This window comes from Pseudomonas sp. MB-090624, assembly GCF_003205245.1.
Classification (GTDB): domain Bacteria; phylum Pseudomonadota; class Gammaproteobacteria; order Pseudomonadales; family Pseudomonadaceae; genus Aquipseudomonas; species Aquipseudomonas juntendi.
Window position 1 is genome coordinate 25,426 of sequence record NZ_QJRK01000051.1, and the last position, 26,859, is coordinate 52,284.

General features: G+C 62.4%; 23 protein-coding genes. 8 read left to right on the forward strand and 15 right to left on the reverse strand.

The genetic code is table 11. From position 1 onward, the window contains the following. Positions 1-64 precede the first annotated feature (64 nt). The 7 genes from DMX12_RS23930 to DMX12_RS23960 all read right to left on the reverse strand — a co-directional run bounded on the left by DMX12_RS23930 (position 65) and on the right by DMX12_RS23960 (position 9,126). Complete coding sequence (locus DMX12_RS23930) at positions 65-556, reverse strand: Hcp family type VI secretion system effector (protein ID WP_110679618.1); 492 nt, start codon at positions 554-556, stop codon at positions 65-67. 15 nt (positions 557-571) lie between these two features. Next, a complete protein-coding gene (locus tag DMX12_RS23935) occupies positions 572-2,272 on the reverse strand; it encodes an OmpA family protein (protein WP_256599079.1) in 1,701 nt (566 codons plus the stop codon). A 35-nt stretch (positions 2,273-2,307) separates the two neighbouring features. Beyond that, complete coding sequence (gene tssL, locus DMX12_RS23940) at positions 2,308-2,988, reverse strand: type VI secretion system protein TssL, short form (RefSeq protein WP_110679620.1); 681 nt, start codon at positions 2,986-2,988, stop codon at positions 2,308-2,310. Continuing rightward, positions 2,985-4,340 carry a type VI secretion system baseplate subunit TssK gene (gene tssK / locus DMX12_RS23945; RefSeq protein WP_110679621.1) on the reverse strand — a complete coding sequence of 452 codons (1,356 nt, stop codon included), beginning with the start codon at positions 4,338-4,340 and terminating at the stop codon, positions 2,985-2,987. Before tssK ends, tssL begins: the two co-directional genes overlap by 4 nt. A 23-nt stretch (positions 4,341-4,363) precedes the next feature. Continuing rightward, on the reverse strand, positions 4,364-5,902 hold the full coding sequence (gene tssC / locus DMX12_RS23950) for a type VI secretion system contractile sheath large subunit (RefSeq protein WP_110679622.1): 1,539 nt from the start codon (positions 5,900-5,902) through the stop codon (positions 4,364-4,366). 34 nt (positions 5,903-5,936) lie between these two features. Next, entirely contained in the window at positions 5,937-6,440 is a 504-nt protein-coding gene (gene tssB / locus DMX12_RS23955) for a type VI secretion system contractile sheath small subunit (protein ID WP_110679623.1), read from the reverse strand. Between the two features lie 499 nt (positions 6,441-6,939). Continuing rightward, complete coding sequence (locus DMX12_RS23960; RefSeq protein ID WP_054903954.1) at positions 6,940-9,126, reverse strand: OsmC domain/YcaO domain-containing protein; 2,187 nt, start codon at positions 9,124-9,126, stop codon at positions 6,940-6,942. A 244-nt stretch (positions 9,127-9,370) separates the two neighbouring features. On the opposite strand from DMX12_RS23960, the gene DMX12_RS23965 reads away from it, so the two are divergent. From DMX12_RS23965 to DMX12_RS23980, 4 genes are read left to right on the forward strand one after another with little or no spacing between them, the layout of a single operon-like run. Further along, positions 9,371-9,826 carry a (2Fe-2S)-binding protein gene (locus DMX12_RS23965; RefSeq protein WP_110679624.1) on the forward strand — a complete coding sequence of 152 codons (456 nt, stop codon included), beginning with the start codon at positions 9,371-9,373 and terminating at the stop codon, positions 9,824-9,826. Continuing rightward, a complete protein-coding gene (locus DMX12_RS23970) occupies positions 9,826-12,075 on the forward strand; it encodes a molybdopterin cofactor-binding domain-containing protein (RefSeq protein WP_110679625.1) in 2,250 nt (749 codons plus the stop codon). The genes DMX12_RS23965 and DMX12_RS23970 overlap by 1 nt, the downstream gene beginning before the upstream one ends. Before the next feature lie 17 nt (positions 12,076-12,092). Then, complete coding sequence (locus DMX12_RS23975; protein WP_110679626.1) at positions 12,093-13,436, forward strand: cytochrome c; 1,344 nt, start codon at positions 12,093-12,095, stop codon at positions 13,434-13,436. 50 nt (positions 13,437-13,486) lie between these two features. Then, positions 13,487-14,506 carry an XdhC family protein gene (locus DMX12_RS23980; RefSeq protein ID WP_110679627.1) on the forward strand — a complete coding sequence of 340 codons (1,020 nt, stop codon included), beginning with the start codon at positions 13,487-13,489 and terminating at the stop codon, positions 14,504-14,506. Between the two features lie 21 nt (positions 14,507-14,527). On the opposite strand, the gene DMX12_RS23985 is transcribed toward DMX12_RS23980, so the two are convergent. From DMX12_RS23985 to DMX12_RS23995, 3 genes are all read right to left on the reverse strand, one after another. Further along, a complete protein-coding gene (locus tag DMX12_RS23985) occupies positions 14,528-15,316 on the reverse strand; it encodes an ABC transporter substrate-binding protein (protein WP_110679628.1) in 789 nt (262 codons plus the stop codon). A 241-nt stretch (positions 15,317-15,557) separates the two neighbouring features. Continuing rightward, on the reverse strand, positions 15,558-15,755 hold the full coding sequence (locus tag DMX12_RS23990; RefSeq protein WP_029887314.1) for a DUF1289 domain-containing protein: 198 nt from the start codon (positions 15,753-15,755) through the stop codon (positions 15,558-15,560). 7 nt (positions 15,756-15,762) lie between these two features. Next, a complete protein-coding gene (locus tag DMX12_RS23995) occupies positions 15,763-16,080 on the reverse strand; it encodes a hypothetical protein (RefSeq protein WP_110679629.1) in 318 nt (105 codons plus the stop codon). A 314-nt stretch (positions 16,081-16,394) separates the two neighbouring features. On the opposite strand from DMX12_RS23995, the gene DMX12_RS24000 reads away from it, so the two are divergent. Further along, positions 16,395-18,143, forward strand: a complete 1,749-nt coding sequence (locus DMX12_RS24000) for a BCCT family transporter (RefSeq protein ID WP_110679630.1) — start codon at positions 16,395-16,397, stop codon at positions 18,141-18,143. A gap of 243 nt (positions 18,144-18,386) precedes the next feature. Here DMX12_RS24000 and DMX12_RS24005 read toward each other — a convergent pair whose 3' ends face one another. Next, the gene (locus DMX12_RS24005) at positions 18,387-19,730 is read right to left on the reverse strand and encodes an OprD family porin (protein ID WP_110679631.1); all 1,344 of its coding nucleotides are present in this window, start codon (positions 19,728-19,730) and stop codon (positions 18,387-18,389) included. 268 nt (positions 19,731-19,998) lie between these two features. On the opposite strand from DMX12_RS24005, the gene DMX12_RS24010 reads away from it, so the two are divergent. Beyond that, entirely contained in the window at positions 19,999-20,649 is a 651-nt protein-coding gene (locus tag DMX12_RS24010; protein ID WP_110679632.1) for a TIGR04211 family SH3 domain-containing protein, read from the forward strand. Between the two features lie 6 nt (positions 20,650-20,655). On the opposite strand, the gene DMX12_RS24015 is transcribed toward DMX12_RS24010, so the two are convergent. Then, on the reverse strand, positions 20,656-21,588 hold the full coding sequence (locus DMX12_RS24015; RefSeq protein WP_029887319.1) for a LysR family transcriptional regulator: 933 nt from the start codon (positions 21,586-21,588) through the stop codon (positions 20,656-20,658). A 208-nt stretch (positions 21,589-21,796) separates the two neighbouring features. Between DMX12_RS24015 and DMX12_RS24020 the strand changes: the two genes are divergently transcribed. After that, positions 21,797-22,183 (forward strand): VOC family protein, encoded by a 387-nt coding sequence (locus DMX12_RS24020; protein ID WP_110679633.1) that lies wholly within the window; start codon positions 21,797-21,799, stop codon positions 22,181-22,183. 41 nt (positions 22,184-22,224) lie between these two features. Beyond that, positions 22,225-22,794, forward strand: a complete 570-nt coding sequence (locus tag DMX12_RS24025) for a hypothetical protein (protein ID WP_110679634.1) — start codon at positions 22,225-22,227, stop codon at positions 22,792-22,794. 34 nt (positions 22,795-22,828) lie between these two features. Here the strand turns inward: DMX12_RS24025 and DMX12_RS24030 are convergent, their stop codons facing one another. The 3 genes from DMX12_RS24030 to DMX12_RS24040 form a co-directional block, all read right to left on the reverse strand. Further along, positions 22,829-23,269 carry a VOC family protein gene (locus DMX12_RS24030; RefSeq protein ID WP_110679635.1) on the reverse strand — a complete coding sequence of 147 codons (441 nt, stop codon included), beginning with the start codon at positions 23,267-23,269 and terminating at the stop codon, positions 22,829-22,831. Positions 23,270-23,336: 67 nt separating this feature from the next. Beyond that, the gene (locus DMX12_RS24035; RefSeq protein WP_029887323.1) at positions 23,337-24,263 is read right to left on the reverse strand and encodes an alpha/beta fold hydrolase; all 927 of its coding nucleotides are present in this window, start codon (positions 24,261-24,263) and stop codon (positions 23,337-23,339) included. Between the two features lie 152 nt (positions 24,264-24,415). After that, a complete protein-coding gene (locus tag DMX12_RS24040) occupies positions 24,416-26,815 on the reverse strand; it encodes a UvrD-helicase domain-containing protein (protein ID WP_256599084.1) in 2,400 nt (799 codons plus the stop codon). Positions 26,816-26,859: the final 44 nt, after the last annotated feature.

Genomic DNA, 26,859 nt, shown 5'->3' on the forward strand with positions numbered 1-26,859 from the left:
CGCGCGGACGCTCAACCCAATACACTGGAGCCGTCAGCCTTTATAGGTGAACGGCCAGAATTCATCAGGCGGTGGTACGCTCATTCCACGAGTCCGAATGGATGATATTTCCATCCTTGAATGTCCAAGTTATCTTTTCGTAACGCAATTCAACCGCTTCCAGGTGATTGTGTTTTTCCTTCTTTGGATCTTTGATGTCGTGCATCTTCGGTGCAACTTTGACGACTTTCACGTTTTCCAGTTTGGTGTTGAAGTACTCAACCTCCTGGCCTGCGTCATTGATCTTGTACCACTTGAACTCCGCCGCCTTCAGCGTTTGGCCGGTTGTTACAGCCTTGTAGAGATACGGGGAAGACGCATCAATTTCTTTCGTGAAAAGAAATGGGGTATGGATACGCGTGCCGGTCAATTTGCCAGTGTTATTATCAGTTGGAATGTACAGATTATGATCTTGCGCGACGACTTCAATACTGCCGTTTCTATCTTGAACATCCACCGAGCCTTTGATATCGGCGCCGCCATCGTCTTGCAGCCACAGGTAAACAGGAATAGCCATTTTGAAAATCCTCTTTCAGGAGTTGGAGGTCGCGGAATGCGACAGGGGTTGCAGGCCTGAGCCCGCAGTCGAGGACTGACAAGCCCCCGCCTCCGGCACCAGGCGAATCTCAACTCGGCGATTGGCCGAACGTCCTTGTTCAGTGTCATTGCTTTCAATGGGCTGGCTGGCCCCCAGGCCTTGCACCGCTAAGCAGTTGCTGGGGATATCGCCCATGTGTTGGATCCAGTCGTGAACCGCAGACGCACGGGCACGGGACAAACGCAGGTTGTTTTCATCTTTGCCGGTAGCATCCGTGTGCCCTGTGATCACGATCAGCCAGCCTGGCTGAGCCTTGATGCCCGCCAACGCTGTAACCAGAACCTTGGTTGACTGCGGTTCCAGCTGCGCACTGCCACTGCTGAAAAGCGAAAGGCTGTTCAGGCGTACCATCTGGGGCCTCTCGGGCGAAGCCTGAGGCATCGTCGGGATACGGTCGCCGTTGATGGCAGCCAGCAATGACGGGCGTAACTTTTCACCCTGGTACAAACCAAGGCCCAGCGACCAGGGCGTACCTTGCCGGTAGTAGTGGTCCAGGCGCTGGGCATCCTGGTGAAGTACAGCCAGCGCGGTCTCGCGTTGGAGCATCTTGTTCGGCTCGACACTCATCGAAGCAGTGCCATAGCGCCGCAAGTCATCGGTAACCTGGCGTACAAGCAGTGTGTTCTGCCATGCAGCGCTGACCAGCGCGATGGAGGCTGCCAGCACAAACAGCCAGCCCCCTAGCAACAGAGCTCTGGGTGGCCTCCTGTTACGAGCACTGCGCGGCAGCAAGTGGAGCAGAGCGTCAGGGAACGGGAACGACCCATAGGCGTCATCAGCTCCACCCTGTTCAAAGCAGAGGCCGGTTCGCTTTTGCAGCCAGCGGTGCCATAGGTTGTTTTCAGGGTGCCTGCCAGAAGTCGGAACCCATGCAACGGCAACGACGGTGGCGGCTGCGATCGCCTTGGCAGAAGCCCGCAGCTGCATTTCAGGCATACAGACATTGCTCAACCAGCCAGCAGCAGCGTTCAAATGCACCGCATCTCGCAGCCGGGCAGCGCAGGAATGTGGTTCCGTGGCGGATACCTGCCATTGAGCCAGGCTCATGCACACACCTGCCTCATGCACGTGCACGCCCGACCTGGCGGCGGCCCAGCTGAACCAGGCCGTGGTGTGGGAACCACGCTGAAAATAGCCCACCACCAGCAGCGACAGCGGGCTACCACGCTCGCGCAACCTCACAACCTGGCGGTGCACGCTGCGCAGCTCATTCGCCAGCACCGCGGCATCTGTATGGACGGCAGGGTCCACGACCCACATGACACTCAGCTGGTCGTTCCACTCAGGCCTGTGCAGCCGCAGGCTGGCAACCGTCGCGGGTAGCGTCTGCACCTCGGGCACTCGCACGTAGCACCCCTCCCCCGTTACCCGCAGCGCCCATTGCGCTTCGGGCACCGGACCAAACAGCTCAGCCAGGCAATCACCAACGACCAGAACAATCGGATGGCGGTAGGACCCTGCAGGTAAGTTGGCGCCCTTGGCCCATTGCAGTTCATACGCCTCGCGGGCAACACACTTGCATCGCCGCCACACCGCCCATACTGCGCCCGTAACGACCACGGCAAACGTGACCTGCCATTCGGTAGCCAGCGGGAGCATGGCAACAAGCAACAAGGACAGCGCACCGGCCCACAACCACAGCCCTTGCTTCGCTTTGAGCAACATCCCGCTCACCCCTGCACCGGCAGGAGCGAGGCCACAGCCTGACCCAGCGTATGGTCGAGCCCCCACCACAGGCCTATCAGCAGGCCAGATGCGGCCAGCACATGAACCAGAGGGGACTGCAGCCAACCCCAGACCGGCACGTGCGAAGTGCCCCCTGCCTGGGTGACCAGGGACTGGCTTGTATCAAGAGGGGGAACCTGCGCATTGATTGCAGCCAGCAACTGCTGCCTTTCCGGGTGATTGACATCACGGTAACGCCCCAGAAAACCCAGCATCAGCACCCGCTGAAAAACCGTGAAGACATAAGGGTGGGCAGAGGCTTCACGCAGCACCGTGCGCATGTCCTCATAAAGCGATTCACCCGCCTGGTGGCTACTGAAAAACCTGGCCTGCAAGGTTTCCATTGCCCAATCCTCATGGGCCTGGCCTTCGGCACAAGCGAGTACCGTCTCATCCAGCAAGGCACATTGCGCGTGACTGATAAGCTCGATGCTGCGACGGTCCAGGCCCTCTTCCTGAAGCGAGGTACGAACATGCTCGACATCGGCTACGCAACGCGACCAGAGTTCCGGGCTACTGTGCGCCCCTGTACCGTGCCGCAACTCGACCACCAACAAGTAGGTGTCCTGCAGCAAAGCGTCGATATCCAGCTTGGCCGCACCGTGGTTATGCTGGGCGAACGTCATGAGCGCAGCACCGCAAACAGTTCAAGTTTGGCGTCCTGAAAAACGCTCGGTACGTAGAGCGCGCAAACGCCATCGGCCAACATGGCACGGCCTTTTTCATGACTGAGGTCCAGCGCGAAATACTGGTTCTCCAAACGCAGCGGTATTGCCGCTGGTACATGGCTCAGGGGTTTCAAGGGAACGCCATCGAGTGCGGCATTGACCAGATGATCCACATCATCTGGGCAGCCTATCTTGCACAGCCGGGGGAACTGGCTTTGCACTTGCACAGCCGGCAATCGGCAGCGCACCGACAGGTAGAAGTCAGCGCCTTCCGGCTCCAGCAACCGAGGATCGCCGAGGGTCACCTGCCAACGGTTGGCACTACGCGCCTCCAGCACCAGTGCTATCACACGCGAGGGCAGGCTTGCCTCCAGCAGGGTGGAGAGCGTACGCATCAGCGGTGGAAACACAGCCTCCAGGTCTGCATGCTGATAAGCCGGGATATCCTCGACGCTCTGGTCCAGCGAAAACGTCAGCAGCGCCCCTGCACACTTCACCAACTGCTGGTACACCTGCTCCGGGTGCCGGCCAGGGTGTGCCTTGAGGTCAGCCAGCACCGGCTGGTAGGTATTCAGTGCGTTGAGCAACCAGAACAACGTCACATCTGCGACCGCGAAATCCGCCATGCGCTGGTTGCTCTCCCGGCGCATGCCCATCAACCGCTCACGCTTGGCGGACAACTGAGTCAGCAAATTGTCCAGCTGAAGCAACAGCCCCGCATGAGCATCAAACTTCAGCAGCGGGGGAACATAGGCCTGATCAATCTCCCAACCACCGCGCCCATCCCGTAGCAAGCGCGCTACCGGGCAGGTGAGGTAATCAGCATTGTCATCACCCTGCAGGCGCAAGCTCAACGCGTGTTCGAGCACGCTGATGGGCTGCACTTCATCGGTGTAGAGATCCTGAACGTCCCGCCACACCTGGCGGTATCTGACAGGGCGCTCAACGCTGCCGCCTTCGAACACACAGTTGCTGCCGTTGGCCTGTTCAAGCGGCAAGGCGAGCACCACCGTTGCAGCCTGATTGTCGTCAGGCAAGGCCCTGGCCAGCTCCAGGGCACCGGGCAGCCGATCCAGTCGATCCGTGTCAATCAACGTTCCGTCCGGCATGCACACCTGTAGCCGCGTAGCCAGAAGTTTACCCAGCTGCAGTGCGTCTGCATCGAACGCAACTGCGTGAATGCCCCACGGATGGACCCATGCCAGCGCAGCAACTGCCTGATTGGTCCACGATTCAAAGCGGGCCTGCTGCTGAAACTGCTGCGCAGACAACACCACACCGGACGCCCACAGGGGCCGATCGATCTTCACGGTTATTACTCCCCGGTACGCTGTCAGGATTTGGCTTTGGGCATCTGCGAAACCAATGACAGGTTGATGTCCATGCCTTCAACCTGGAAATGCGGCACGGCAAACAGCTTGACCCTGAAGAACCCCGGGTTGTCATCAATGTCTTCGACGATTACTTTCCCCTCCCTTAGCGGATGAGAAGCTTGCAAATCATCGCCGGGATCGGTCATTTCAGTGACCAGCCCACTTAGCCACCTGTTCAGTTCCAGCTCCAACAAGCGCCTGTCCTTGGTCGTACCGATGCTTTCCCGCTGGATCACCTTCAAATAGTGCGCGATACGAGAAAGCAGGAATACATAAGGCAGCCGAGCATTGATGCGGCTGTTGGCCGTGGCCTCAGGCGTGTCATACATCGCGGGTTTGTGCGCTGAGTTCGCCGAAAAAAAGCACGCATAGTCGCGATTCTTGTAATACGACAAGGGAATCAGGCCAAGATTGGCAAACTCGAACTCCCGTGTTTCTGGAATCATCACTTCCGAAGGAATTTTGACTTGGCTGCCCGTACCCATGTCATACAGGTGGATGGGCAGGTTGGTCACAGCACCCCCTGATTGCGGCCCTCGAATTTGTACGCACCACCCATTGGCAATGAAGCTTTTGACCATATTGGCTGCAAACGCGAACGTCGAACTGACCCAAAGATATTTGCTGTGATCCGGCCCCTTCACGCGCTCTTCATAGTTGAACAGCCGAACCGGGTTTGTATCCGGCCCATAAGGCAGGCGGCCCAAAGTGCAAGGCAACGTGCTGCCTACATAACGGGCATCATCGCTTTCGGCAAAGGCGTGCCACTTGATGTACTCGGCGCGGTCCATGTAGTTGCCGATATCCTTGATCGCGGCCACTTCCTCCATGGTTTCCTTGCCAAAGAATGCGGGACCCATTGAGCACAGGAATGGCATATGGGCAGAGGCCGCGACTTTAGAGATATTGCGCAACAGTGCAATGTCTTGCGCGCCACGGCCAAACGCGTAGTTCGAGACTGCTGCCGCGATAGGCTCCCCACCCGGCGTATCATATTCTTGAGTATAGGTATGCAGGTACATACCGCTTTGCGCAATCTCGGGCGCATCTTCAAAGTCTTGGGCCAAGTGCTCTTTGCTGACATCCAGCAACTCGATGCGCACGTTCTGACGGAAATCCGTCTGGTCGATCAACGACTTCGCCCCTCGCCAGATCGACTCGACCCGCTGGAAGTCCGGGTGATGCATCACCTCGTCCAGCTGGCTGCTGATCTGGGCATCGATCGAGGCAATATGCTCATCCAGCAGTGCCCTGTCCAGGCGCTCCAGCTTGGGGGAGACGTGCTTGAGCCGTTCAAGAAAGACACTGACCGACGCAGTGACACGCTCATTGGGCGTTGCATCGGACAGCACTTCCACACTCTGGTAGGCGTCGATACCGCCCATGTGATCAAGGGGTTCGAGATTTATTTTTTCAAACAGGGCGTGATAAACATTCTGGCTGTCTTTCACTCGCACAGCGGCACCGCGCGATTGCGCAGGGGATTGCTCTTCGGACATGGGTTCGCTTCCGGTCGGTCGAAATGATGGTTGCCTAGCGTTCGCCTTGAGGGGCAAGCGCAGCCAACTCCTTACGCAACGCGTCACTCAATGCTTCATCTTTGAGTATGCGTTCCAGCTCAATACGGAACGTGGCGTTATCGAGGAGATTGGCTTTCAACTCACGCAGCAGGTTTCGCATTGCCAGCAGCGCACGTAACTGCGGTATCTGCCGCGCGACCTGTTCGGGCTCGAAATCCTTCATGCGCTGAAAGCTCAACTCGACAGGCGTTTCAGCCCCATCGTTGGCGAGCGTGTCCTTGACAAACAATTGCAGGCTTGGCGAAAACTCAGAAAGCACATTGTCAAAGTTATTCTTGTTGATATTGACTTTTACCCGCTCAGACAGCGGACGTTGCTCTTTGCCGTTGCTGTAATCGCCCATGAGCATGAGTTTTAGCGGCAGCTCTACTTTGCGCTGAGCGCCGCCAGTATGTAAGTCAAGCTTGATATTGACGCGTGCCTTGGGCACCTCATTCTGAAAACTGTTTGAAGCCATGGTTCCTCCTGAGCGCAGGTGACCTCGAGAACTGAATTCATCGACTGAAAGCCAGAACAGTTTAAGCAGGATACTGCAGGCCCTTCGACGAACATGAACGCGAGGTAGAATCCGACTGGATCACCCGTCTAACCATGACTCTTTTTTCAATAGCCCGCTAGCCCAAACGAGAAATTAGGAAGTTTCCTACAACTTAAGCAGCAAGTAGCTTTTGGGCACAGGCGGCACCGCTCTAACTTCAGGAGCCCACCCAAAAAGAAGAACAAAGGCTTTATGAAAAGCAGGATAACTACAGAAATATCCTACAGGCCAAGACTAAATGGCCGACATGGATAGGGTGGCAGAAATACATACTCGTTTCATTTGAGCGCGGCGTAAGCGACAGATACTGGCCAAGGCCATGCGCGCCTGGTTCGAGTTGGTCCGGGGGGGGGGGCACAGACGGCACGTTGAATGGCACCGGGTGGCCGGTGCCATTCAACGCTGTGTAAAGCCGCTATCAGGCGAAGCGGGCCCGCGCCGCATGCAGCTTCTTGTAGCTCTCGATCAACCGCAGGTGCCGGTCGAGGCCTTCGAGCTTCATGCTGGTCGGGGTCAGGCCATGGAAGCGGACGCTGCCGTCAACCGAGCCCAGCACCGCGTCCATGCGCGCATTGCCGAACATGCGGCGGAAGTTAGCCTCGTAGTCGCCCAGCTCCAGTTCGTCATCCAGTTGCACCTCCAGCACCACATTCAGCGCCTGGTAGAACAGGCCGCGTTCGACGGTGTTGTCGTTGAACTGCAAGAACGCCTCGACCAGTTCCTTGGCCTCCTCGAAACGTTGCACGGCCAGGCAGATCAGCAGCTTGAGTTCAAGAATGGTCAGCTGGCCCCAGGCGGTGTTTTCGTCGAACTCCACGCCGATCAGCGTGGTGATGGTGGTGTAGTCATCGACATCGCAGTTGTCCAGGCGCTTGAGCAGCAGTTTCAGCGAGCGGCTGTCGAGGCTGTGCAGGTTGAGGATGTCGGCACGGAACGCCAGGGCGCGGTTGGTGTTGTCCCAGATCAGGTCTTCGACCGGGTAGATCTCGGAATAACCCGGCACCAGGATACGGCAGGCTGTGGCGCCCAGGTTGTCGTACACCGCCATGTACACTTCCTTGCCCATGTCTTCCAGAATGCCGAACAGCGTGGCGGCCTCCTGCTGGTTGGAGTCTGCGCCGTGGCCAGAGAAGTCCCACTCGACGAACTCGAAGTCGGCCTTGGCGCTGAAGAAACGCCACGACACCACCCCGCTGGAATCGATGAAGTGTTCGACGAAGTTGTTCGGTTCGGTCAGCGCATGGCTTTCGAAGGTCGGTTGCGGCAGGTCGTTCAGGCCCTCGAAGCTGCGCCCCTGCAGCAGTTCGGTAAGGCTGCGTTCCAGCGCCACTTCCAGGCTTGGGTGGGCGCCGAAAGAGGCGAAAACGCCACCGGTGCGCGGGTTCATCAGGGTCACGCACATGACCGGGAACTCACCCCCCAGCGAGGCATCCTTGACCAGTACCGGGAAGCCCTGCGCTTCCAGGCCCTGGATACCCGCAAGGATGGCCGGGTACTTGGCCAGGACTTCGTGCGGCACATCCGGAAGGCACAATTCGCCTTCGAGGATTTCACGCTTCACCGCCCGCTCGAAGATTTCCGACAGGCACTGCACCTGCGCCTCGGCCAGGGTGTTGCCAGCGCTCATGCCGTTGCTGAGGAACAGGTTTTCGATCAGGTTGGACGGGAAGTACACCACTTGCTGGTCAGACTGGCGCACGAACGGCAGCGAGCAGATCCCGCGCGCGGTGTTGCCGGAGTTGGTGTCGTACAGGTGAGAGCCGCGCAGCTCGCCATCGGGGTTGTAGATTTCCAGGCAATGCGCATCGAGAATCTCGGCCGGCAGCGCGTCGCGCGGGCCGGGCTTGAACCACTGCTCGTCGGGGTAATGCACGAACGCGGCATTGGCCAGGTCTTCGCCCCAGAACTGGTCGTTGTAGAAGAAGTTGCAGTTCAGGCGTTCGATGAACTCGCCCAGCGCCGAGGCCAGTGCGGCCTCCTTGGTAGCGCCCTTGCCGTTGGTGAAGCACATGGGCGACTGCGCGTCGCGAACGTGCAGCGACCACACATTGGGGACGATATTGCGCCATGAGGCGATCTCGATCTTCATCCCCAGCCCGGCGAGAATGCCCGACATGTTGGCGATGGTCTGCTCCAGCGGCAGGTCCTTGCCGGGGATGCAGGTGCTGGTATCGGACACCGGCATCAGCAGGCCCTGCGCATCGGCGTCGAGGTTGTCGACCACCTCGATGACGAACTCCGGGCCGGTCTGCACCACTTTCTTCACCGTGCAGCGGTCGATGGAACGCAGGATACCCTGGCGGTCCTTTTCGGAAATGTCCTCGGGCAGTTCCACCTGGATCTTGAAGATCTGGTTGTAGCGGTTTTCCGGGTCGACAATGTTGTTCTGCGACAGGCGGATGTTTTCTGTCGGTATGTCGCGGGTCTGGCAGTAAAGCTTGACGAAGTAAGCCGCACACAAGGCCGAAGACGCCAGGAAGTAATCGAACGGGCCCGGGGCCGAACCATCGCCTTTGTAGCGGATCGGCTGGTCGGCGATCACCGTGAAGTCGTCGAACTTCGCTTCGAGGCGCAGATTGTCGAGAAAGTTAACCTTGATTTCCATGCGGGATTACCGTGATTTAAGCGTGCAAGACGAAATTGGCCGGCATTATCCGGGTTTTTACCGCGCACGTCCTGCCTGGCTGCCCAGTTGCGCATTCCAACGAATTACTTGCCTGATTCTCTGAACCTGCCACCCGCTTCAAACCGTTGGCCGCTGGCCTGTGCTAGCGTTTCCCCACCGGGGAACAATGTATTCCCCACCCGACATGACCCCGCGACAACAACCGATGACTGGCAGGTGAACCATGGAACTACGCATCAACCAGAAGACCTACCAGGTCGAGGCGGACGCCGACACGCCCCTGTTGTGGGTGATCCGCGATGACCTGGGGCTGATCGGCACCAAGTATGGCTGCGGCCTGGCCCAGTGCGGCGCGTGTTCGGTACTGGTCGACGGCAACGTGGTCCGTGCCTGCGTCACCCCGGTGGCCGGCGTGGTCGGCCGCGAGGTCACCACCATCGAAGCGATCGAAGCCGACCCGGTCGGTCAACGGGTGGTCACGGCGTGGGTCGACCACCAGGTGGCTCAGTGCGGCTACTGCCAGTCCGGCCAGGTGATGGCGGCCACCGCGCTGCTCAAGCACACGCCCAACCCCAGCGCCGAGCAGATCGACGCAGCCATGGTCAACCTGTGTCGCTGCGGCACCTATAACGCCATCCATGCCGCCATGCACGACTTGGCCCAAGGGGAGCAGGCCTGATGAACACACCCGTCGATACCCCTGCCGAACTGCTCGCACTGCAGCGCGGCGAAACGGTCAACCTGTCACGCCGTCGCTTCCTCGCCGGCACTGCCGTGGGCGCACTGGTGCTGGGCTTCGGCCTGCCGGTGGGCGTGCCGCGGGTACAAGCCGCCGCCGTGGCCACAGCAGAACGCGGCACCCAAGTGCCGGCGTTTCTGGAAATTCGCCCAGACGGTACGGTGCGCCTGCTCAGCCCGTTCATGGAAGGCGGCCAGGGGCCGTTCACCGCCATGGCCCAGATCGTCGGTGAAGAGCTGGACGTGGACCCCGCGCACTTCGTGGTCGAAAGCGCGCCACCCGGCGAAGCCTATGTGGTGATGGAAAACGGCATGCGGATTACCGGCGGCAGCATGTCGGTACGCATGAGCTACCCCACCATGCGCCGCTTGGGCGCCCTCGCCCGGGCCATGTTGCTGCAGGCTGGCGCCGAAAAACTGGGGGTGCCGGTGGCCGAACTGTCGAGCACCCCGGGTAACGTGGTACATACCACGAGTGGCCGCTCGGTGCCTTACGGCGAACTGGCCGGGCGGGCCATGGACCTGCCGGTACCCGACCCGGCCAGCGTCAAGCTGCGCGACCCTGGCCAGTTCCGCTGGATCGGCAAGCCGGTTCGGCGCCTGGATGCCTACGACAAATCCACCGGCAAAGCCCAATACTGCATCGACATCAAGGTGGACGGCATGCTCCACGCCGCCGTGCAGCATGCGCCGCGCCTGGGCATGACCGTTGGCAGCCTGCGTAACGAAGGCCAGGTCAAGGCCATGAACGGCGTGCACTCGGTGCATCAGTTGCCAGGGGCGGTAGCGGTGGTCGCTGAACGCTGGTGGCACGCCAAGCGCGCCGTAGAAGCCCTTCAAGTCGATTGGCAAGAGCCAGCCGCCGACAGCACCCTGCGGGCGATGCCGGCTGATTTTTCCAGCGACGGCTGGCGCGAGCACCTGGCCACGGTCGATGGCCCGGCGCGCGATGAAGAAAACGAAGGCGATGTAGCGGGTGCCTTGGCCAATGCCAAGACCCGGGTCGAGGCCAGCTACCATAACCAGTACCTGAACCATGCCCAGCTGGAGCCACCGTCGGCCCTGGCCCGCTTCAATGCCGATGGCACGCTGGATGTCTGGCTGCCCAACCAGGCCCCGGACATGTTCCGCGACGACATCGCCCAACGCACCGGCCTGCAAACCGGCCAGATCAACCTGCACTCGCCACTGTTGGGCGGCTTCTTCGGCCGCCACTTCCTGTACGAATCGGCCAACCCCTACCCGCAGGCCATTGCCCTGGCCAAGGCGGTGGGCCGGCCGGTCAAACTGATCTGGAGCCGCGAAGAAGAGTTTCTGCGTGATGTACTGCGCCCGGTCGCCGTGGTGAAGTTCCGCGCTGGGCTCGATGCCGACGGCCTGCCGGTGGCCATCGAAGCGGTCAGCGCCACCGAAGGCCCGACCGAGGCCCTGGCGGGCAAGCAGGGCGACAAGGTCGACCCCACCGCGCTTGAGGGGCTGTCGGGCAAGGCCTATGCCATCGCCAACAAACGCATTGCCCAGGTCTATGTCAAAGGCCCGGCCATGCTCGGCTACTGGCGCTCGGTGGGCAACTCGCTGAACGATTTCTTCTATGAGTCGTTTCTAGACGAACTGGCCGACAAAGGTGGCAAGGACCCGTTCGAACTGCGCCTGCACCTGCTGCGCGACAACCCCCGGCTGACCACCCTGCTGAACGCGGTCGCCGACTTGTCCGGGGGCTGGAAGCGCGGGCCGTTCACCGCCGAAGATGGCAGCAAGCGGGCCCGTGGCGTGGCCATGGCCTCGCCCTTCGGCTCGCACGCAGCCGTCATCGCCGAAGTGTCGATGGAGAACGGCCAGGTCAAGGTGCACGATATCTGGCAGGCCATCGACCCCGGCAGTATCGTCAACCCGGCCATCATCGAGCACCAGGTCAATGGTGCGGTGGCGTTGGGCCTGTCGCAGACGCTGGTGGAAGAAGCGGTGTACGTGGATGGCAAGCCGCGCGCGCGCAATTACGACCTGTACCCGATCCTGCCGCCTTCGCGCATGGCACGGGTACATGTGCGCATTGTCGAAAGCGGGGCGAAGATGGGCGGCATTGGCGAACCGCCACTGCCCGCAGTCGCGCCGGCAGTGGCCAACGCGGTGGCGCAACTGACCGGCCAGCGCGTACGCAGCCTGCCAATGAGCCGCCATACCTTCAGCTGACGCACAAGGATTGCCCCATGACCCATCGTTTCGCAAGAACCGCTGGTTGGCTGGCGCTGCCGTGCCTGATCGCGGCGGGCCTGCTGGCTTGGTATGTCACCCGCGAGCCCGCTTCGCCGTTCACCGACGCGCAGGCGGACACCGCCGCCGCAGCGCTGGTCAGCCGTGGCGAATACGTGGCCCGGCTCAGCGACTGCGTCGCCTGCCACAGCCTGCCAGAAGGCCAACCGTTCGCCGGCGGGCTCCAAATGGCCACCCCGCTGGGGGCCATTCATGCCACCAATATCACCCCCGATCGCGACACTGGCATCGGTGCCTACAGCCTGGCGGACTTCGACCGCGCCGTGCGCCACGGCGTGGCGCCTGGTGGCCGGCGCCTGTACCCGGCCATGCCCTACCCCTCGTACGCCAAACTCAGCGACGACGATGTAAAGGCGTTGTATGCGTTCTTCATGCACGGCGTGCAGCCGGCCAAGCAAGCCAACCTGCCCAGCGATATCCCGTGGCCGCTGAACCTGCGCTGGCCCATTGCGCTGTGGAACGGCCTGTTAGCCCCCACCGCGCCGTACACCGCCCAGGCGGGGCAGGACGCGCAATGGAACCGAGGTGCCTACATCGTCCAGGGCCCTGGCCACTGCGGCAGTTGCCACACGCCGCGTGGCCTGGCGTTCAACGAAAAGGCCCTGGACGACAGCGGCACAGCGTACCTGACCGGGGCATTGCTCGATGGCTGGTATGCACCGAGCCTGCGTGCGGACCACAACACCGGGTTGGGGCGCTGGAGCGAAGCGGAAATCGCCCAGTTCCTCAAGACCGGCCGCAACCGCCATGCCGTGGTATTCGGTTCGATGACCGAGGCATTCAACAACTCCACCCAGTTCATGACTGACGACGACCTGGCCGCCATCGCCCATTACCTGAAGTCGCTGCCCGGTGACCCTCAGCGCGATGGCGCGCCCTGGCAGTACCAGGCGGTGTCGGCTGCCGAGCGGCTGGACGCCCCCGGGGCGCACACCTACGTGACCCGCTGCGCGTCGTGCCATGGCCTGGACGGCAAGGGCCAGGCGCCATCGATGCCACCACTGGCCGGGGCTACATCGGCTTTGGCCAAAGAAGACGCGTCGGCGATCAATATCACCTTGAACGGTTCACAGCGGGTAGTGTCTGCTGGAGTGCCTGATGCTTACCGTATGCCGGCCTTTCGCGAGCAACTGGGGGACAAGGAGATCGCCGAAGTGCTGACGTTCGTGCGCTCGGCCTGGGGCAACCTGGGCGGCGCGGTGGACGCGCAGGCGGTAAGCAAGTTGCGCGGGCACACCGACCCGGCCAGCAGTAGCCCCATCATCTTGCATATGCGCTGAAGGGGGCATGCCTGAGCCAACCTTCTCGACAGTGTTGTAACGGAGTTTCCATGGAAAGCATCGACCTGCTGGTGCTGCGCACCACCCGCGACTGGCTTGCCGGCGGCCACCGCGCCCTGCTTGCCACGGTCGCCCGTACATGGGGCTCTTCACCGCGCCCGGTCGGCTCGATGATGGCGCTGCGCAGCGATGGCCGGGTGGTTGGCAGCGTATCCGGTGGCTGTATCGAGGACGACCTGATCCACCGCTACACCAGCGCCTACGGTGGCCCCGGCATGCCCAGCGGCCAGCCGCAGGTAGTGCGCTACGGCGTCAGCGCCGACGAAGCCCACCGTTTCGGCCTGCCCTGCGGCGGCACCCTTGAACTGGTGCTGGAGTTCGCGCCCGCGTTGTCGCACCTGGAACAACTGCTGGCCAGCCTGGACAGCGGCAACCTGATGTGTCGCGAACTCGACTTGCACACGGGTGCTGCCAGCCTGGTTGCCACCGCTACCCCACAACTGTTCAGGTTTGATGGCCAGCGCCTGAGCAGCACCCTTGGGCCTGGTTACCGCCTGCTGCTGATCGGTGCTGGCGCCCTGGCCGAGTACCTCGCAACCATGGCCCTGTTCAACGGCTTCAGTGTCTCGTTGTGCGACCCACGCCCGGAATACACGGCAGGCTGGAGCATCCCCGGCGTTACCCTGCTGCCAGGCATGCCGGACGATGTGGTCCGTGCCTTCAAGGCAGATGTGCGCAGCGCCATCGTTGCCGTCAGCCATGACCCCAAGCTGGACGACCTGGCCTTGCTCGAAGCCTTGCACAGCCCGGCCTTCTACATTGGCGCCATCGGCTCGAGGCGCAACAGCCAACTGCGCCGTGAGCGGCTGATCGAGCATTTCGGCGAAAGCGAAGCGTCGCTGCAGCGTTTGCATGGACCGATAGGCATCTATATCGGCAGCAAGACCCCGGCGGAAATCGCCGTCAGCGTTATGGCCGAGCTGCTGGCGGCAAAAAATGATGTGCATTTGCCTGGCGCGGTCAGCGTCAGCAACGCCAAGGAAGCCGAGCAGCTGGCCCACGCGCTGTAGCAACGGCCTGCGCACGGCCTGTCATTGCCATTGCTCCATGTTCTGCTTCAACAACTGCTGCGGCAGGGCTCCGCCCACGATCCTGGCCATTTCCCGGGCCAGTGCTGCGCGCAGCTGTGGCTGGTTGCAGGGTGAATTATGCGAAATGGCCAGGTACAACCCTTCACTGGAGACCGGTGGCTGCAGTACCTGCACGGCACCGCCAAGACCCAGCGTGCGCGCCAGGGCCATGCCTGGGTACTGTTCGTAAACCACGTAGGCACTGCGCTTGTGCACCAGTTTTTCGAACGCCTGGCGAGCAGTGGGTACCGCTTCGAGCGTGAGATGAGCCTGCGCGTACTCATCGAACTGCTGGCCATGGCTGTTGTTCACCAACGTACCGCCCTTGCGGCCCTTCAGGTCCGCCCATTGCCGGTAGGCAAAGGCGTCACCCTGGCGCACCCAGACCACGCTGGGGGTGGCCAGGAACGGTGGCTCGATGAAGTCCATGTGCTGTTGCCGCGCCTCGGTGCGAAAGTACCCGGCCAGAAGGTCGATCCGACCAGTGCGCACTTCTTCCTGCGCGCGTGACCACGGCCCCGCGTAAACCACGTCGATCTCCAGCCCGAGCTGCTTGCCCAGGTGCTTGAGCAAATCGGCATTGGCACCCATCAACTGCTGCGGGTTGCGCGGATCGCGCCACAGGTAAGGCGGGTATTCCGGGTTACCGGTGGCGGTCAGCCGCCGGCATGTGTCATCGGCTACCGCCGCCAGGGGCAGCAGCATCAGGCACAACAAGGGCAAGGCGTGGCGCAGGCGACGCTTGATCATCAACGACCCTCGGCAGTTGTAACTTCGCCGCCCCGCTGGGTGACCAATGGCTTGAGCAATGCTGGTCGGCTGCATCAGGCGTGGGGCTGTATACAGTCTGGACCATCAGAGGCCGACTAGCGGACCTTTTATGGGCATAAAAAGGAGTGCGGCCCATCGCCGGCAAGCCGGGCTCCCACAGGAGCAGTGCAGACCTCAAGCTTTGCGCCCCCTGTGGGGGCTGATGGGCTGCCAGCAGGGCCTAACTGACCTGCCGCTTGGCCGCCTTCTTGGCGATGGCCTTCATGCGCGTGGCCGCCCGCTGCACGGTCGCCATCTTCTCGGGGCGCTTCATGCCCCGCCATTTGCGGATTTCCTCGCGGGTACGGCCGCAGCTCACGCACAGCTCACTGTTGAGCTGGCACAGCGAAACGCAGGGGTTGTCGATGTCTTTGGCCATATGCCGTTCAGCCGGGCAATTCAGCCCGCGCGCGCGCGCCAGCATCCTTGAACACTTTGCTCACTTCATCGGCCTTGGCCTTGTTGACCGAGTAGGCGGCCACCAGCTCGTCGACAACGCGGAGGCCTTGTTCCAAGGCCGTCTTCAATTGGTCGGCGTCGCAAGCGTCAGCGATATCCCCAAGGTAAGGCGCGATGAGGTAAACGTAACGGTCTTGCAGCTTGAGCGCTTCCAGCGCATCAAGAGCATGCTGGAACCGCTCGGCTGCGGCAGGGCTCATGCTCAGTTTATCGAAATGAATCAGGCTCACACGGTCAGTGGCCATTATTACGAATCTCCGTTTCCTGGTACGGCCGGGCCCGCACGCGACAGCGCTTCTACGGTGCTTGATGTGCGGCCCCGGGTAATGCCCACCAGCGTACCAGAAGCCGAGACAGAAAGGGCCAATGCCCCCAGAACTAAAAGTATTTGCCAAGTCGCGCAAGGGCAGCCCCAGGACGCTATCGGGACAGGTGCCGGCGCTGACCGCGCAGGATAATTCCGCCAGCACTCTACCCGGCCGAGGCGCCAACGCCCTCGGTAGCTCACACAACTACAAGCCTGCACGAACAGGCAAGCCACACAGGGGCCTCAGCATTCATGGTAAAGGAACACATCAACGAAACACTCGACCTTGGCGTTACCGACCCCTCGAAAACCGCAGAAGCCCGCCAGGACCGGCGCTTCGAGGGCAAGCTGGACTGGGTGGTCTTCGGTTTCACCAGCATCCTGGCCATCGCTTTCGTGCTCTGGGGCTTCATCAACCAGGCCAGCCTGGCGCGCAGTGCCTCCACCGCTCAATCGTGGGTCATTCTCAACTTTGGCTGGTTCTTCGTACTGACCTCCACCCTGTTCGTGGTGTTCGTGCTGTGGCTGGCCGCCAGCCGCTACGGGCGTGTACCGCTTGGCCGTGATGGCGAACAGCCAGAGTTTCGCACGGTGTCCTGGGTGGCGATGATGTTCAGTGCCGGCATGGGTATCGGCCTGATGTTCTTCGGCGTGGCCGAGCCGCTGTCGCACTACGTGTCACCGCCGCCCGGCTCGGCCAGCGGGCAGACCAGCGAAGCGATGCAGGTCGCCATGGCGACCACCCTCTTCCACTGGACCTTGCACCCTTGGGCCATGTACGCCATCGTCGGCCTGGTCATCGCCTACGGTACCTTCCGCCGGGGCCGCTCACAGTTGATTTCCGCGGCCTTCCGGCCGTTGATCGGCAAGCACGCCAACGGCCCGCTTGGCCGGCTGATCGACATGATGGCAATCTTCGCCACGCTGTTCGGCTCGGCGGCCTCGCTGGGCCTGGGCGCCCTGCAGATCGCCGGCGGGTTGGAATACAACGGCTGGATCGAAAGCCCTGGCAAGCTGTTCTACATCTCCATCATCACCCTGCTGACCATCGCCTTCGTCTCGTCGGCGGTATCGGGCATCGGCAAAGGCATCCAGTGGTTGTCCAACATCAACATGGTGCTGGCCCTGGTGCTGGCGCTGTTCGTGTTCATGGTCGGGCCGACCCTGCTCATGCTGAACCTGCTGCCGACCTCGCTCGGCATCTACATCAAGATGCTGCCGGAAATGATGGCCCGTACCAACGCCAGCGGTGGCGAGCAGATGAACAGCTGGCTGGCCGGCTGGACAGTGTTCTATTGGGCCTGGTGGATTTCCTGGACGCCATTCGTGGGCATGTTCATTGCCCGCATCAGCCGTGGCCGCACCATCCGCCAGTTCGTTACCGGCGTGCTGCTGGTGCCGAGCCTGGTCAGCCTGGTGTGGTTCACCATCTTCGGCGGCGCGGCCGTCGATGCCCTGCGCGAAGGTGCTTTCCAGCTGGCCAACGGGGCCGTCAACAGCAACCATGCGTTGTACCAGTTGCTGGACAGCTACCCACTGGCCTCGGCGACGTCAGTGCTGGTGATGGTGCTGGTGGGCATCTTCTTTGTCTCGGGCGCCGACGCGGCGTCGCTGGTGATGGGCACGCTGTCGGAGCACGGCACCACCGCACCTTCGCGGCGCACGGTGATCTTCTGGGGCGCGCTGACCGGGACGGTCGCGGCCATCATGTTGGCGATCGGCGACCCACGGGACCCTGGCGAAGCGCTGACCGGGCTTCAGAACCTGACGATCGTGGTGGCCCTGCCGTTTGTGGTGGTGATGGTGCTGCTTTGCCTGGCGCTGTACCGCGACCTGCGCAAAGACCCGATGATGCTGCGCCAGCTGCGCGGCAACGAGCTGATCGAAAAAGCCGTGCTGTATGGGGCGGTGAAGCATGGCGAAGAGTTCTATATCGTGGTGCAGGAGAAAAAGGCGTCGGTCAAGACGGCGAAGGCTGCGAGCGAAACCGCAGACACCTGAACCCGCGCAGCGGTAACGGCTACTGCGCAAAAAAAGCGCCCCACAGGGTAATGCCTGTCAGTTGAGCGTTACTGGGGCTGCTTTGCAGCCCTTCGCGGGCACGCCCGCTCCCACAGGTTTGGCGCTGAACTCGAGAACTGCGCGATCCCCTGGACTGCCCCAAATTACTTAACTGACTTGCATTGCCCGGGGGGCGCAAACATTCACCCAAACCAAAGGAGCTGGAAAGCTACCAAGGTGAATTCACAGCATCGACAGTGGGTACTCGACGATCAGCCGCACTTCGTCCAGGTCCGACTCGAACGCCGTGGCGCGGGTGGTGGCCTGGCGTACCCGTAGCGCCAAGTCCTTGGCCGCACCGCTCTGCACCACGTACTTGACCTCGATATCGCGCTCCCAGCGTTTCTGATCGGTCAGCGGGTTGCCATCGGCACCCCGGCGCATGTATACGGCGTTGGCGTTGCTGTAGTCCGCGTCGCTACCTTTGCTGTAACGGGTCATGAACGACAACCCAGGCACGCCATAGGCCGCCATGTCCAGGTCATAGCGCAGCATCCACGAACGCTCTTTGGGCGAGTTGAAGTCGCTGTACTGGATGGAGTTGTCGAGGAAGATCGAGTCGGCCTGGCGCAAGTAATCGAAGTCGTCGTCGCCATTGTTGCGCTGGTGGGTGAGCGCAAGGGTGTGGGCACCGAAACGCACGCCCAGCTTGGCACTCCAGATATCGTTGTCGAAAGCACCCAGGCGCTGGCGCCCCTCGTCCACGGCCTTGTAGTAATTGAAACCGCCAATCAGCGCCAGTTGCTCGCCAAGCGGCCAACTCAGGCTGGTGCCGGCGTAGTACTGGTTCCAGACATCCTTGAGCCGGCTGCTGAACAGGCTGACACTGGCATATTCGTTGAGGGCGTAGTCGCCGCCGCCGTAGGCGATCCAGGGCGAGTCCACCGGGCCGCCATAGAAGGTGGCGAAGTTTTCCCGCATGCCGCTGGACATGGGCTGGCTCATGGCATGCAGGCGCCCCGCCTGCAAGGTCAGGTCCTTGATGCTGGAGTTCTCCAGGGTCGCGCCCCGAAAGCTCTCGGGCAACAGCCGTGAGTCGCCTGCGGCGACCACCGGGTTAACCGGAAACACATCGCCCACCTTCAATACCGTATCGAAGAGGCGCACCTTGGCCGCGCCGCCAACCTTGGTGTATTCATCGCGCGCCTGGCCGTCATGGTCTACCGGCAATACATCGAACGAACTGCGCCCGCCGTTACGGCCGCCGCCGGTATCGAGCTTGAGGCCGAGCATGGCGAACGCGTCCACGCCGACACCGACCGTGCCTTGGGTAAAGCCCGACTCGAAGCGGGCGATCACGGCGTGAGCCCAGGCCTCGGAGTAGCCATTGTCAGCCGCTTTGCGCGGGTTGTGCGTGGGCGCTGCAGCGTCGCGGTTGTCACGGTTGAAGTAGAAGTTGCGGTTGAGCACATCGAGGGTGCTACCTTCGATGAAACCGTCGGTGTTCTTTTCGGCGGCCAGTGCCTGGCCACCGACGCTGGCCAAGGCCAGGCATGCAGCCAGTTTAAGGGGGTATCTGCAAGTCATCGGATGCTCCTTGAACGTCGCATTTGTTTTTATGTCGGCGTTGCGAGATTGCCCCTCGGCAGATAACGCCAGGATGATCCCCGCATTACAATTGCGTCATCGACGGCGCCCCGGCACGGCTTGGGCGCTGCAACATCCTGCAGACATTTCCGACGCCAGGCAGTGAACCTGCTGACAAAAAAAAGGTCATTCGCTGACGGTCAACTCACCGACCGGTTCATCGGCCCAGTCACCGGCCTACTTTTTCTCCGTTGCAGCGAAGACCAACATGCCCGATTCCCGCCCAACCGCCTCCGCCCTCCCTGCCCTGCGCGGCAGCCTGATCGCCGCCCTGCTGGCGCTTGCCGCACCCGTGCATGCCGAAGAGCCCGCCAGCGACGCACGCTGGGTCAGCGACAGCCTGAGCACCTATGTGCGTAGCGGGCCGACCGACGGCCATCGCATTGTCGGCACCCTCAAGTCCGGGCAAAAGCTGACCCTGCTTGGCAGCCAGGGCAAGTACAGCCAGGTGCGCGGCCAGAATGGCGACGTGGTGTGGATCCTCAGCGAGGACCTGCAGGCGGTTCCCGGCCAGAACGAACGGCTGCCGCTGCTGGATGCGCAGGTGGCAGAGCTCACCGGCCAGCTGAAGACCATCGACGACAGCTGGAAAAACCGCGTGCAAGGCATGCAGGAAACCCTGGACTCGCGCAAGAAGCTGATCGACGAGCTGGAGGCACGCAACAAGGCGCTCAACGAGCAATACGACCAGAGCCAGTCGGAGCTGCGCGACACCCAGGCGCGCCTGGGCGATGAGAACAAACAGGTGATGATGCGCTACATGGTCTACGGTGGCAGCATCGCCGGCGCGGGCCTGCTGGCGGGGCTGATCCTGCCGGCGCTGACCCGCGGGCGCAAGAAGAATGACCGCTGGTTCTGAACTGGGTCAGGCACCGCGCTGCGGCTGCAGATCTTGGAACTTCGCCAGCTCTTCGCGGCAGAACGCCACGAACAACTGCGCCGGCTTGGTCAGCTGTACACGCTTCAACCAAGCCGCGGCCAACCCCGACAGCGCCACCGGCTCGGTGATGTCCAGCATGACCAGGCGCTGGCCGTCGTAGGTGTAGGGCGAATGCGGCCGGGTGACCAACAGCGAGAACCCGAACCCCTGCCCGACCATGCCGCGCACCATCTCGATCGAAGGCGAACTGAAGACGATGTTCGGCGTGAGGCCCAGCTCGTTGAACAGGCTGACGAAGTAGGTACGGCTGGGCGCCACGTCCAGCAAGATCATCGGCTCCGGGCACAGGTCGCGCAGCGAGACCTGGCCCTGGCTGGCAAAACGGTGGTTCTCCGGCAGCAATACGTACGGTTTTTGCGGCGGCATCAGCGGCTCGGCCTCGATGGTGCCATCGAGGTCGTGATCATATAGAAACGCCAGGTCGAAGCTCCCTGCGGTCAGGCCCTGGATCAGGTCCTGCTGCTCGCCGTCGCGCAGGCGGATATCCACGCCAGGGTAGCGCTGGCGGAAACCGGCAATCAGCCGTGGCAGGTACAACGGCGCCACGGTTTCGAAGCAACCGATATCGATCTGCCCGGCAACGGTGTCATTGTCGGCCAGGGCGTTTTGTTCGAACTCATGGGCCATTTGCAGCAGCGACTTGGCCTTGGCGTAAAAGCGCTTGCCGCTGGGCGTCAACGACACACCCTGAGCATGGTGGCGGATGAACAACTGCACCCCGAAGCTTTCCTCCAGGCCTTTGATGGCCGTGGAAATCGACGGCTGGGCGATGTAAAGCTGGCGCGAAGCCTCCGCCACGCTACCGGCTTCTACCGTGGTGACGAAGTACTTGAGTTGTCGCAGGGTATAGGCAGCCACGCTTACCTCTCTAGCGCCGGCCTGGGCGCACGGGAATCGGGATCATGGCTGACACTTTACCCCCGCAGGCGCCCGGGCGGTGGCTGGCGGATCAAGCATTTGCCTATGGCTTGAGCAGGTTTTCCCTGGGTAGGCTCAAGCGCACTGGTCAAATGGCCCTCAGCGTCTTTACTAATGCTTATCGACCCTAGGCATACGGTGTGCACTCATGAAGATCGTCGTCACCAGCATCCTCGTCGACAATCAAGCCAAAGCCCTTGCTTTCTACCATTACGTACTCGGTTTCGAGCCCAAGCAGGACATCCCCATGGGCGACCACCGCTGGCTGACCCTCACCTCGCCCAACGACCCCAACGGCGTTGAGTTGCTGCTGGAGGCGTACGACAGCGAACAGGCCCAGGCCAACCATGCGAGACTCAAGAAAGCCGGTACCCCTGCCACCTCCTTCGCCGTGCGTGACATTCAGGCAGAGTATGCCCGGCTCTGCGCCGCCGGCGTCCAGTTCACCCAGCACCCTACCAACAAGGGGGCGGTAACCGTCGCGGTGTTCGATGACACCTGCGGCAACCTGATCCAGATCGCACAGAAGCACTAACCCCATGCCGCTATGGCACTGCGCAACAATAAGGAAAACAGATGCGCCACGAATTCAGCGAAGTGCTCAATGACGGGGTCGACTACTTTCTGCTGGGCGATATCCAGTTGCTCGAACGGTTCAAGCAGGACCAGCAACTGCCCGATGACCTGGCCTACGCCTTCACCCATGACGACAGCGGAGACCAAGCCGTGAGTGAAGGTGTGGTGCTGCCACTGGCCGGGGTCGATAACCTGCCGTACCGCATTCTGTTCACCCTGGACAACCACACACCAGCGCTGCGCGAAGCTGGCAGCCGCCTGAAGCACCAGCGCAACGGCTATGTACTGCGCGTCGAGCACGGGGCGCTGATGCTGTATACCTGGCGGATGCTTCAGCACTTCACGCCCAAGACGCTGGGTGACTTCTTGGCGCGTTACCAGGTACCGGGGCGGCCGATCATCGAGCTGGACAATGGCTGGTATGACGTGGAGGTGCTGGCCGGCGCAGTGGTGCGCGACGCCTTGTACGAGCCAGCATTCGAGTTCGTGTTGAAAAAGCGCTGGAACCGGGGCCGGCCGGCCACCGTGGACACTGGCTACGCGTTCGGGCTGCGCGGCTATTACGACTGATGGTTGCCTGCCCCGGTGTGCGGCGCCGCCAGGGCTAAACCCCGAGGGGGTGCACCGCTGCCACTGACGCTATCGGCCCCTTAAGCTCGACCTGGTTGCCATCCGGGTCGTAGCAGTACAGCGACGGCCCTTCGCCTTCGGCACCGTAGCGTTTCTCGGCAGGTTCTACCTGCACCCCCGCCGCTTGCAGGTAGGCCAGCAAGGCGGGCTCATCGAATGGCTCGATACGCAGGCAGAAATGATGCAGGTTGCGCCCCTCGGCGCCCGGCGCCGCACCACCGGTTCGCCCCAGCGGCCCGTCCAGCGTAACCAGGTCGATCATCGCCGTGCCCGTGGCCAGGTGCACCATGCCCAGGTCCTCACGCACGCGGCTGACCGAACAGCCAAGCAGGTCGGTATAGAACGCCACGCTGCGCGGCAGGTCCCTGACCCGCAGTACCAGGTGGTCGATGTGCTGGATGGCGAAGGGTCGCATGGCGGGCTCCTGCTGGCCTGGGGGTGTACCACCATAGCGCAGGGCCCCAGGCCATAACCAGCACTCGCTACTCATTCACCAGGCGTTGCAGCATGCCCCCTTCGTGCCGCGCGATGATGCGCAGCAGTTGGTCGGCCAGCGCCCGGTCCGGCGCATCCAGGTGGAAATGATGACCGCCCGGGTGCCAGGACACCTTCGCATGGTCGGGCAAAGCTGCCTGGCGCTGGCTGAACGCATCGCCGGAAAATGCCCCCTGGCGACCGAACATCAGGTACAACGGGCAGCGGATCTGGCTGAGCAGGTCGCACGCTTCGCGCTCGGTCAGCGGCATGGGTTCGGGCAGCACCAGCCGCGGGTCGTGGCGCCAGCAATAGCCCTCGCCCAGTTGTAACAGGTCGCGCATGGCCAACAAGCGGGCGGCGCCTTCGGACAGCTCGGTGTCCAGCCGCTCGCGGCGTTGCGCCAAGGCGGTGTCGAGGTCATCGAAGCGGGCGGCGCCCGGCTCGCCGAAGCCCGGTAGCTGGCTGCGCTGCACCATGCGCTTGAGCCGATAGGCCCGCGCCAGGTGCTGCACGCGGTCATCCTCGGCGACGGTGAACGGTGCCCCCATGCCGTCGAGGAACGTCATGCTGGCGATGCCGCTGGTCATGGCCGCAAGCAGCGACGCCACCCCCGTGCCCATGCCGTGGGCCAGTACATGGAATTGGCTCAGGCCGAGGCTGTCGGCAACCGCCAGCATGTCCTCGGCGTGCTCCCACAGGTAATAGCCACTGTCGTGCCGGCGATGGTCGGAACGCCCATGGCCGACCAGGTCGGGGGCCACGACGAAACAGTGTTCGAGCAGCGGTGCCAAGCGGTCGAACGAGGCTGCATTGTCCAGCCAACCATGCAAGGCCAAGACCGGCATGCCGTCCTCCCGGCCCCAGCAGCGCACCGCGATTTCGATGCCATTGTTGTCCAGCAAGTAATCCTTGGGTGTCGACGATGAACGCATGGGTAGCTTCCTGACTAAGGCCTGGCAAGGCCGCGACACCCCTACCTTGGCGCGATGCCGGCAGCCGCGTTGGTGCCGGGCCGACACTTGCATAGGCCAGACCGACACCCCTCAGCTGAACGGCGCCCCTTGCTCGCCGGCCACAGCGCCCTTCACTGCCCGCGCAGGTCCTCGAAGAATGCCTGCCGGCCATCGACCCGTGCAGACGCCCTTGGCGCCACTGCCGCTTCGCCGCTGGCGGCCTCGACGTGCCAATAGCAGTGCTGCACGGCACGGGTCACTGCCACGTAGGCCAGGCGCTGCACTTCTTCCTTCTGCGCGGTATCGAACGGCTGAGCGTCTGCGGCCTTGCCCAACCCGGCCTGGCGGTAGACCTGGTTCTTGTAGGGGGAGCTGGTCAGGTACTGGCAGTCGCCGAGCATGAACACCGCGTCGGCCTGCAGCCCCTTGGCACTGTGGTAGGTCAGCTGGCGCAGCCGGCGTTGCTCGGCCGGCAGCGCGGACTCGGCTTGCACCACGCTTTGCAGGTGCTCGCTCATCAGTGCCCGGTCGCTGCCCTTGCGGTACAGCATCATCACCGTCTCGCCGCGCTGGTAGTGCTCCATAAGTGTCTGGCCCAAGGCTGCCTCATCGCGGTCGAAGACCTTGACCGGCGAGCCCGGCAATTGCGCGGCGGGGCCGCTGGCGCGGGCCTTCTTGCCGGCAATTGCCGGGGTGCCCTTGACCAGGTGCTCGGCGGCATCGATCACCTGTTGCTGGCAACGGTAGTTATCGACCAGCATCACGCGGGTGTTGGCCGGTGCAGCAAAGGCCTTGGTGAATTCCATGAAGTACTTGGGTGAACTGCCGCGCCAGCCATAGATCGACTGCCAGTCGTCGCCCACGCACAGCAGTGACGAATGCTGGGCATGCCGCCCAGTGTGCATGGCCGGGCCGCGTCGGCGTATTTCGCGCAAACTCGCACGCAGCCAGCTGACGATCTGTGGCGACACGTCCTGGAACTCGTCGATCATCAGGTGCGCCAATGGCCGCAACAGCGGGTCGGGTAGCAGGCGCAGGTTTTCCGGGTTGTTTTCGCCGAACAGGGCGAACATGCGATTGTAGCTCATCACCGGTGGCGACAGGCCCAGCAGGTGCGCTTCCAGGGCTTTCCAGTACAAGGCCAGGGCCTCGAAGAACAGGGCGTCGCTGTCACCGCTGGGGAAACTCATCGACGCCACGGCCGTGTTCACCTCAAGGCCAAGGTTCTCGATGAAATTGGCAGCCCCCACGAACGCATCCAGCAGCGGCACCGCCGCCAGCTCGCCCTTGACCTTGTACTCGAAGCCAGGGCCCGCCACGGCATCACCGGCCAGCGACGCTGCCAGGCGCCGGGCCATGGCGTAGTTGTCCAGCCAGATCAGCGGCCGGTCGCAGAACGCCTGCAACAAAGTGCGTTTGACCGCCCACTCACCGCGTACCGCCAGCTTGGCGCCAGGGCGCTGGTACTGCGCGCTTTCCGTCGGATCGAAGCCGAGCACCACCAACGGCCCGCCCCCCGCCAGGCGCCCATGCACATGAAACCGGCTGCCACGAATCTCGACGGTATCGCGGCACGGTTCGATACCTGTGATCGGCCAGGCGCCGGCAGCGAACCAGAGGTCCTCGATCACATCACACAGCTCTTCGTCGCGCTGCGCAGCCAATTGCGTAACCTGGGCGCGTTTTTGCACCTCGGGGTTGTTCGGGTCCAGGGGTTTGAGCTGCAAGGCTTCGCTTCGCAGCAAGCCGACCAGCTCGGCAAAGCGTGGGCTTTCATGCAGCACGCGGCTGTAGCACTGGTTCAGTTGCTGGCGCTGGGCGTCATTCAAGCGCAGGTCGAACGGGTTGCTGTCGGCCTCGGCTTCGCGCCCGGCTGGCATGTCGCTGCCCAGCGTTTCGAAAGCACGCAGCTGGTCAAAACCCGGCAGGCTGCGCACCAGCGGCAGAATGCGTGAATGGAAGGTCCGCACCAGCTCGCGCGCCTGCGCCGGTTGCAGGTTGATCTGCCACAGGGCGAATACCTGCACCAGGCGCTTGATGAAGTCTTTGCGCGACTCGCGGGTAAAGGTGACCACGGTCATCGCGTCCAGCTCGTAGCCCAGGTAATGGCGCAACAGCAGGATGCGCAGTACCAGCGACGTCGATTTGCCCGCGCCCGCCCCGGCCACCACGCAGGTAGACGGGGTGTCGCTGAAAATCAGTTTCCATTGCGCAGCGCTGGGTTGCGCTTCGGCGGGCAGGCGCAGGGCCACATCGGCCTTGAAGCGTTTTTTCAGTTCAGCCGTCAGCGGCAGGCGCCAGTCGTCGAAGAGGTTGTCGTCGCAGCCAGGCACGGCAGCATCCTCGGGGCGGCTGTCGCGGATCACCAGCACCTGGCGCCCGGCCTCGTAGCCGGCTTCCCGGCCACGCTCGAAACCATCGCGCACACCCTCGGCATGGCCCCTGCGTTGCCCGGTGGCATGGCCCAGGAACCATGAGTCCCGGTGCTGCGCCTGCAAGCCGGTCAGGCAGCGCCCCAGCAGGCGCAGCACCGGGCCTCATGGTTCCTGGGCCATGCCACCGGGCAACGCAGGGG

Bases quoted from the DNA above. Each gene is read 5' to 3' on its own strand.
- tssC (WP_110679622.1), bottom strand. From the start codon at position 5,902: ATGTCCGAAGAGCAATCCCCTGCGCAATCGCGCGGTGCCGCTGTGCGA.
- tssL (WP_110679620.1), bottom strand. From the start codon at position 2,988: ATGACGTTCGCCCAGCATAACCACGGTGCGGCCAAGCTGGATATCGAC.
- DMX12_RS23960 (WP_054903954.1), bottom strand. From the start codon at position 9,126: ATGGAAATCAAGGTTAACTTTCTCGACAATCTGCGCCTCGAAGCGAAG.
- DMX12_RS24030 (WP_110679635.1), bottom strand. From the start codon at position 23,269: ATGCGACCCTTCGCCATCCAGCACATCGACCACCTGGTACTGCGGGTC.
- DMX12_RS23985 (WP_110679628.1), bottom strand. From the start codon at position 15,316: ATGATCAAGCGTCGCCTGCGCCACGCCTTGCCCTTGTTGTGCCTGATG.
- DMX12_RS24025 (WP_110679634.1), top strand. From the start codon at position 22,225: ATGCGCCACGAATTCAGCGAAGTGCTCAATGACGGGGTCGACTACTTT.
- DMX12_RS23975 (WP_110679626.1), top strand. From the start codon at position 12,093: ATGACCCATCGTTTCGCAAGAACCGCTGGTTGGCTGGCGCTGCCGTGC.
- tssB (WP_110679623.1), bottom strand. From the start codon at position 6,440: ATGGCTTCAAACAGTTTTCAGAATGAGGTGCCCAAGGCACGCGTCAAT.
- DMX12_RS24000 (WP_110679630.1), top strand. From the start codon at position 16,395: ATGGTAAAGGAACACATCAACGAAACACTCGACCTTGGCGTTACCGAC.
- DMX12_RS23980 (WP_110679627.1), top strand. From the start codon at position 13,487: ATGGAAAGCATCGACCTGCTGGTGCTGCGCACCACCCGCGACTGGCTT.
- DMX12_RS23970 (WP_110679625.1), top strand. From the start codon at position 9,826: ATGAACACACCCGTCGATACCCCTGCCGAACTGCTCGCACTGCAGCGC.
- DMX12_RS23995 (WP_110679629.1), bottom strand. From the start codon at position 16,080: ATGGCCACTGACCGTGTGAGCCTGATTCATTTCGATAAACTGAGCATG.
- DMX12_RS23965 (WP_110679624.1), top strand. From the start codon at position 9,371: ATGGAACTACGCATCAACCAGAAGACCTACCAGGTCGAGGCGGACGCC.
- DMX12_RS24005 (WP_110679631.1), bottom strand. From the start codon at position 19,730: ATGACTTGCAGATACCCCCTTAAACTGGCTGCATGCCTGGCCTTGGCC.
- DMX12_RS23990 (WP_029887314.1), bottom strand. From the start codon at position 15,755: ATGGCCAAAGACATCGACAACCCCTGCGTTTCGCTGTGCCAGCTCAAC.
- DMX12_RS24010 (WP_110679632.1), top strand. From the start codon at position 19,999: ATGCCCGATTCCCGCCCAACCGCCTCCGCCCTCCCTGCCCTGCGCGGC.
- DMX12_RS23930 (WP_110679618.1), bottom strand. From the start codon at position 556: ATGGCTATTCCTGTTTACCTGTGGCTGCAAGACGATGGCGGCGCCGAT.
- DMX12_RS24020 (WP_110679633.1), top strand. From the start codon at position 21,797: ATGAAGATCGTCGTCACCAGCATCCTCGTCGACAATCAAGCCAAAGCC.
- DMX12_RS24035 (WP_029887323.1), bottom strand. From the start codon at position 24,263: ATGCGTTCATCGTCGACACCCAAGGATTACTTGCTGGACAACAATGGC.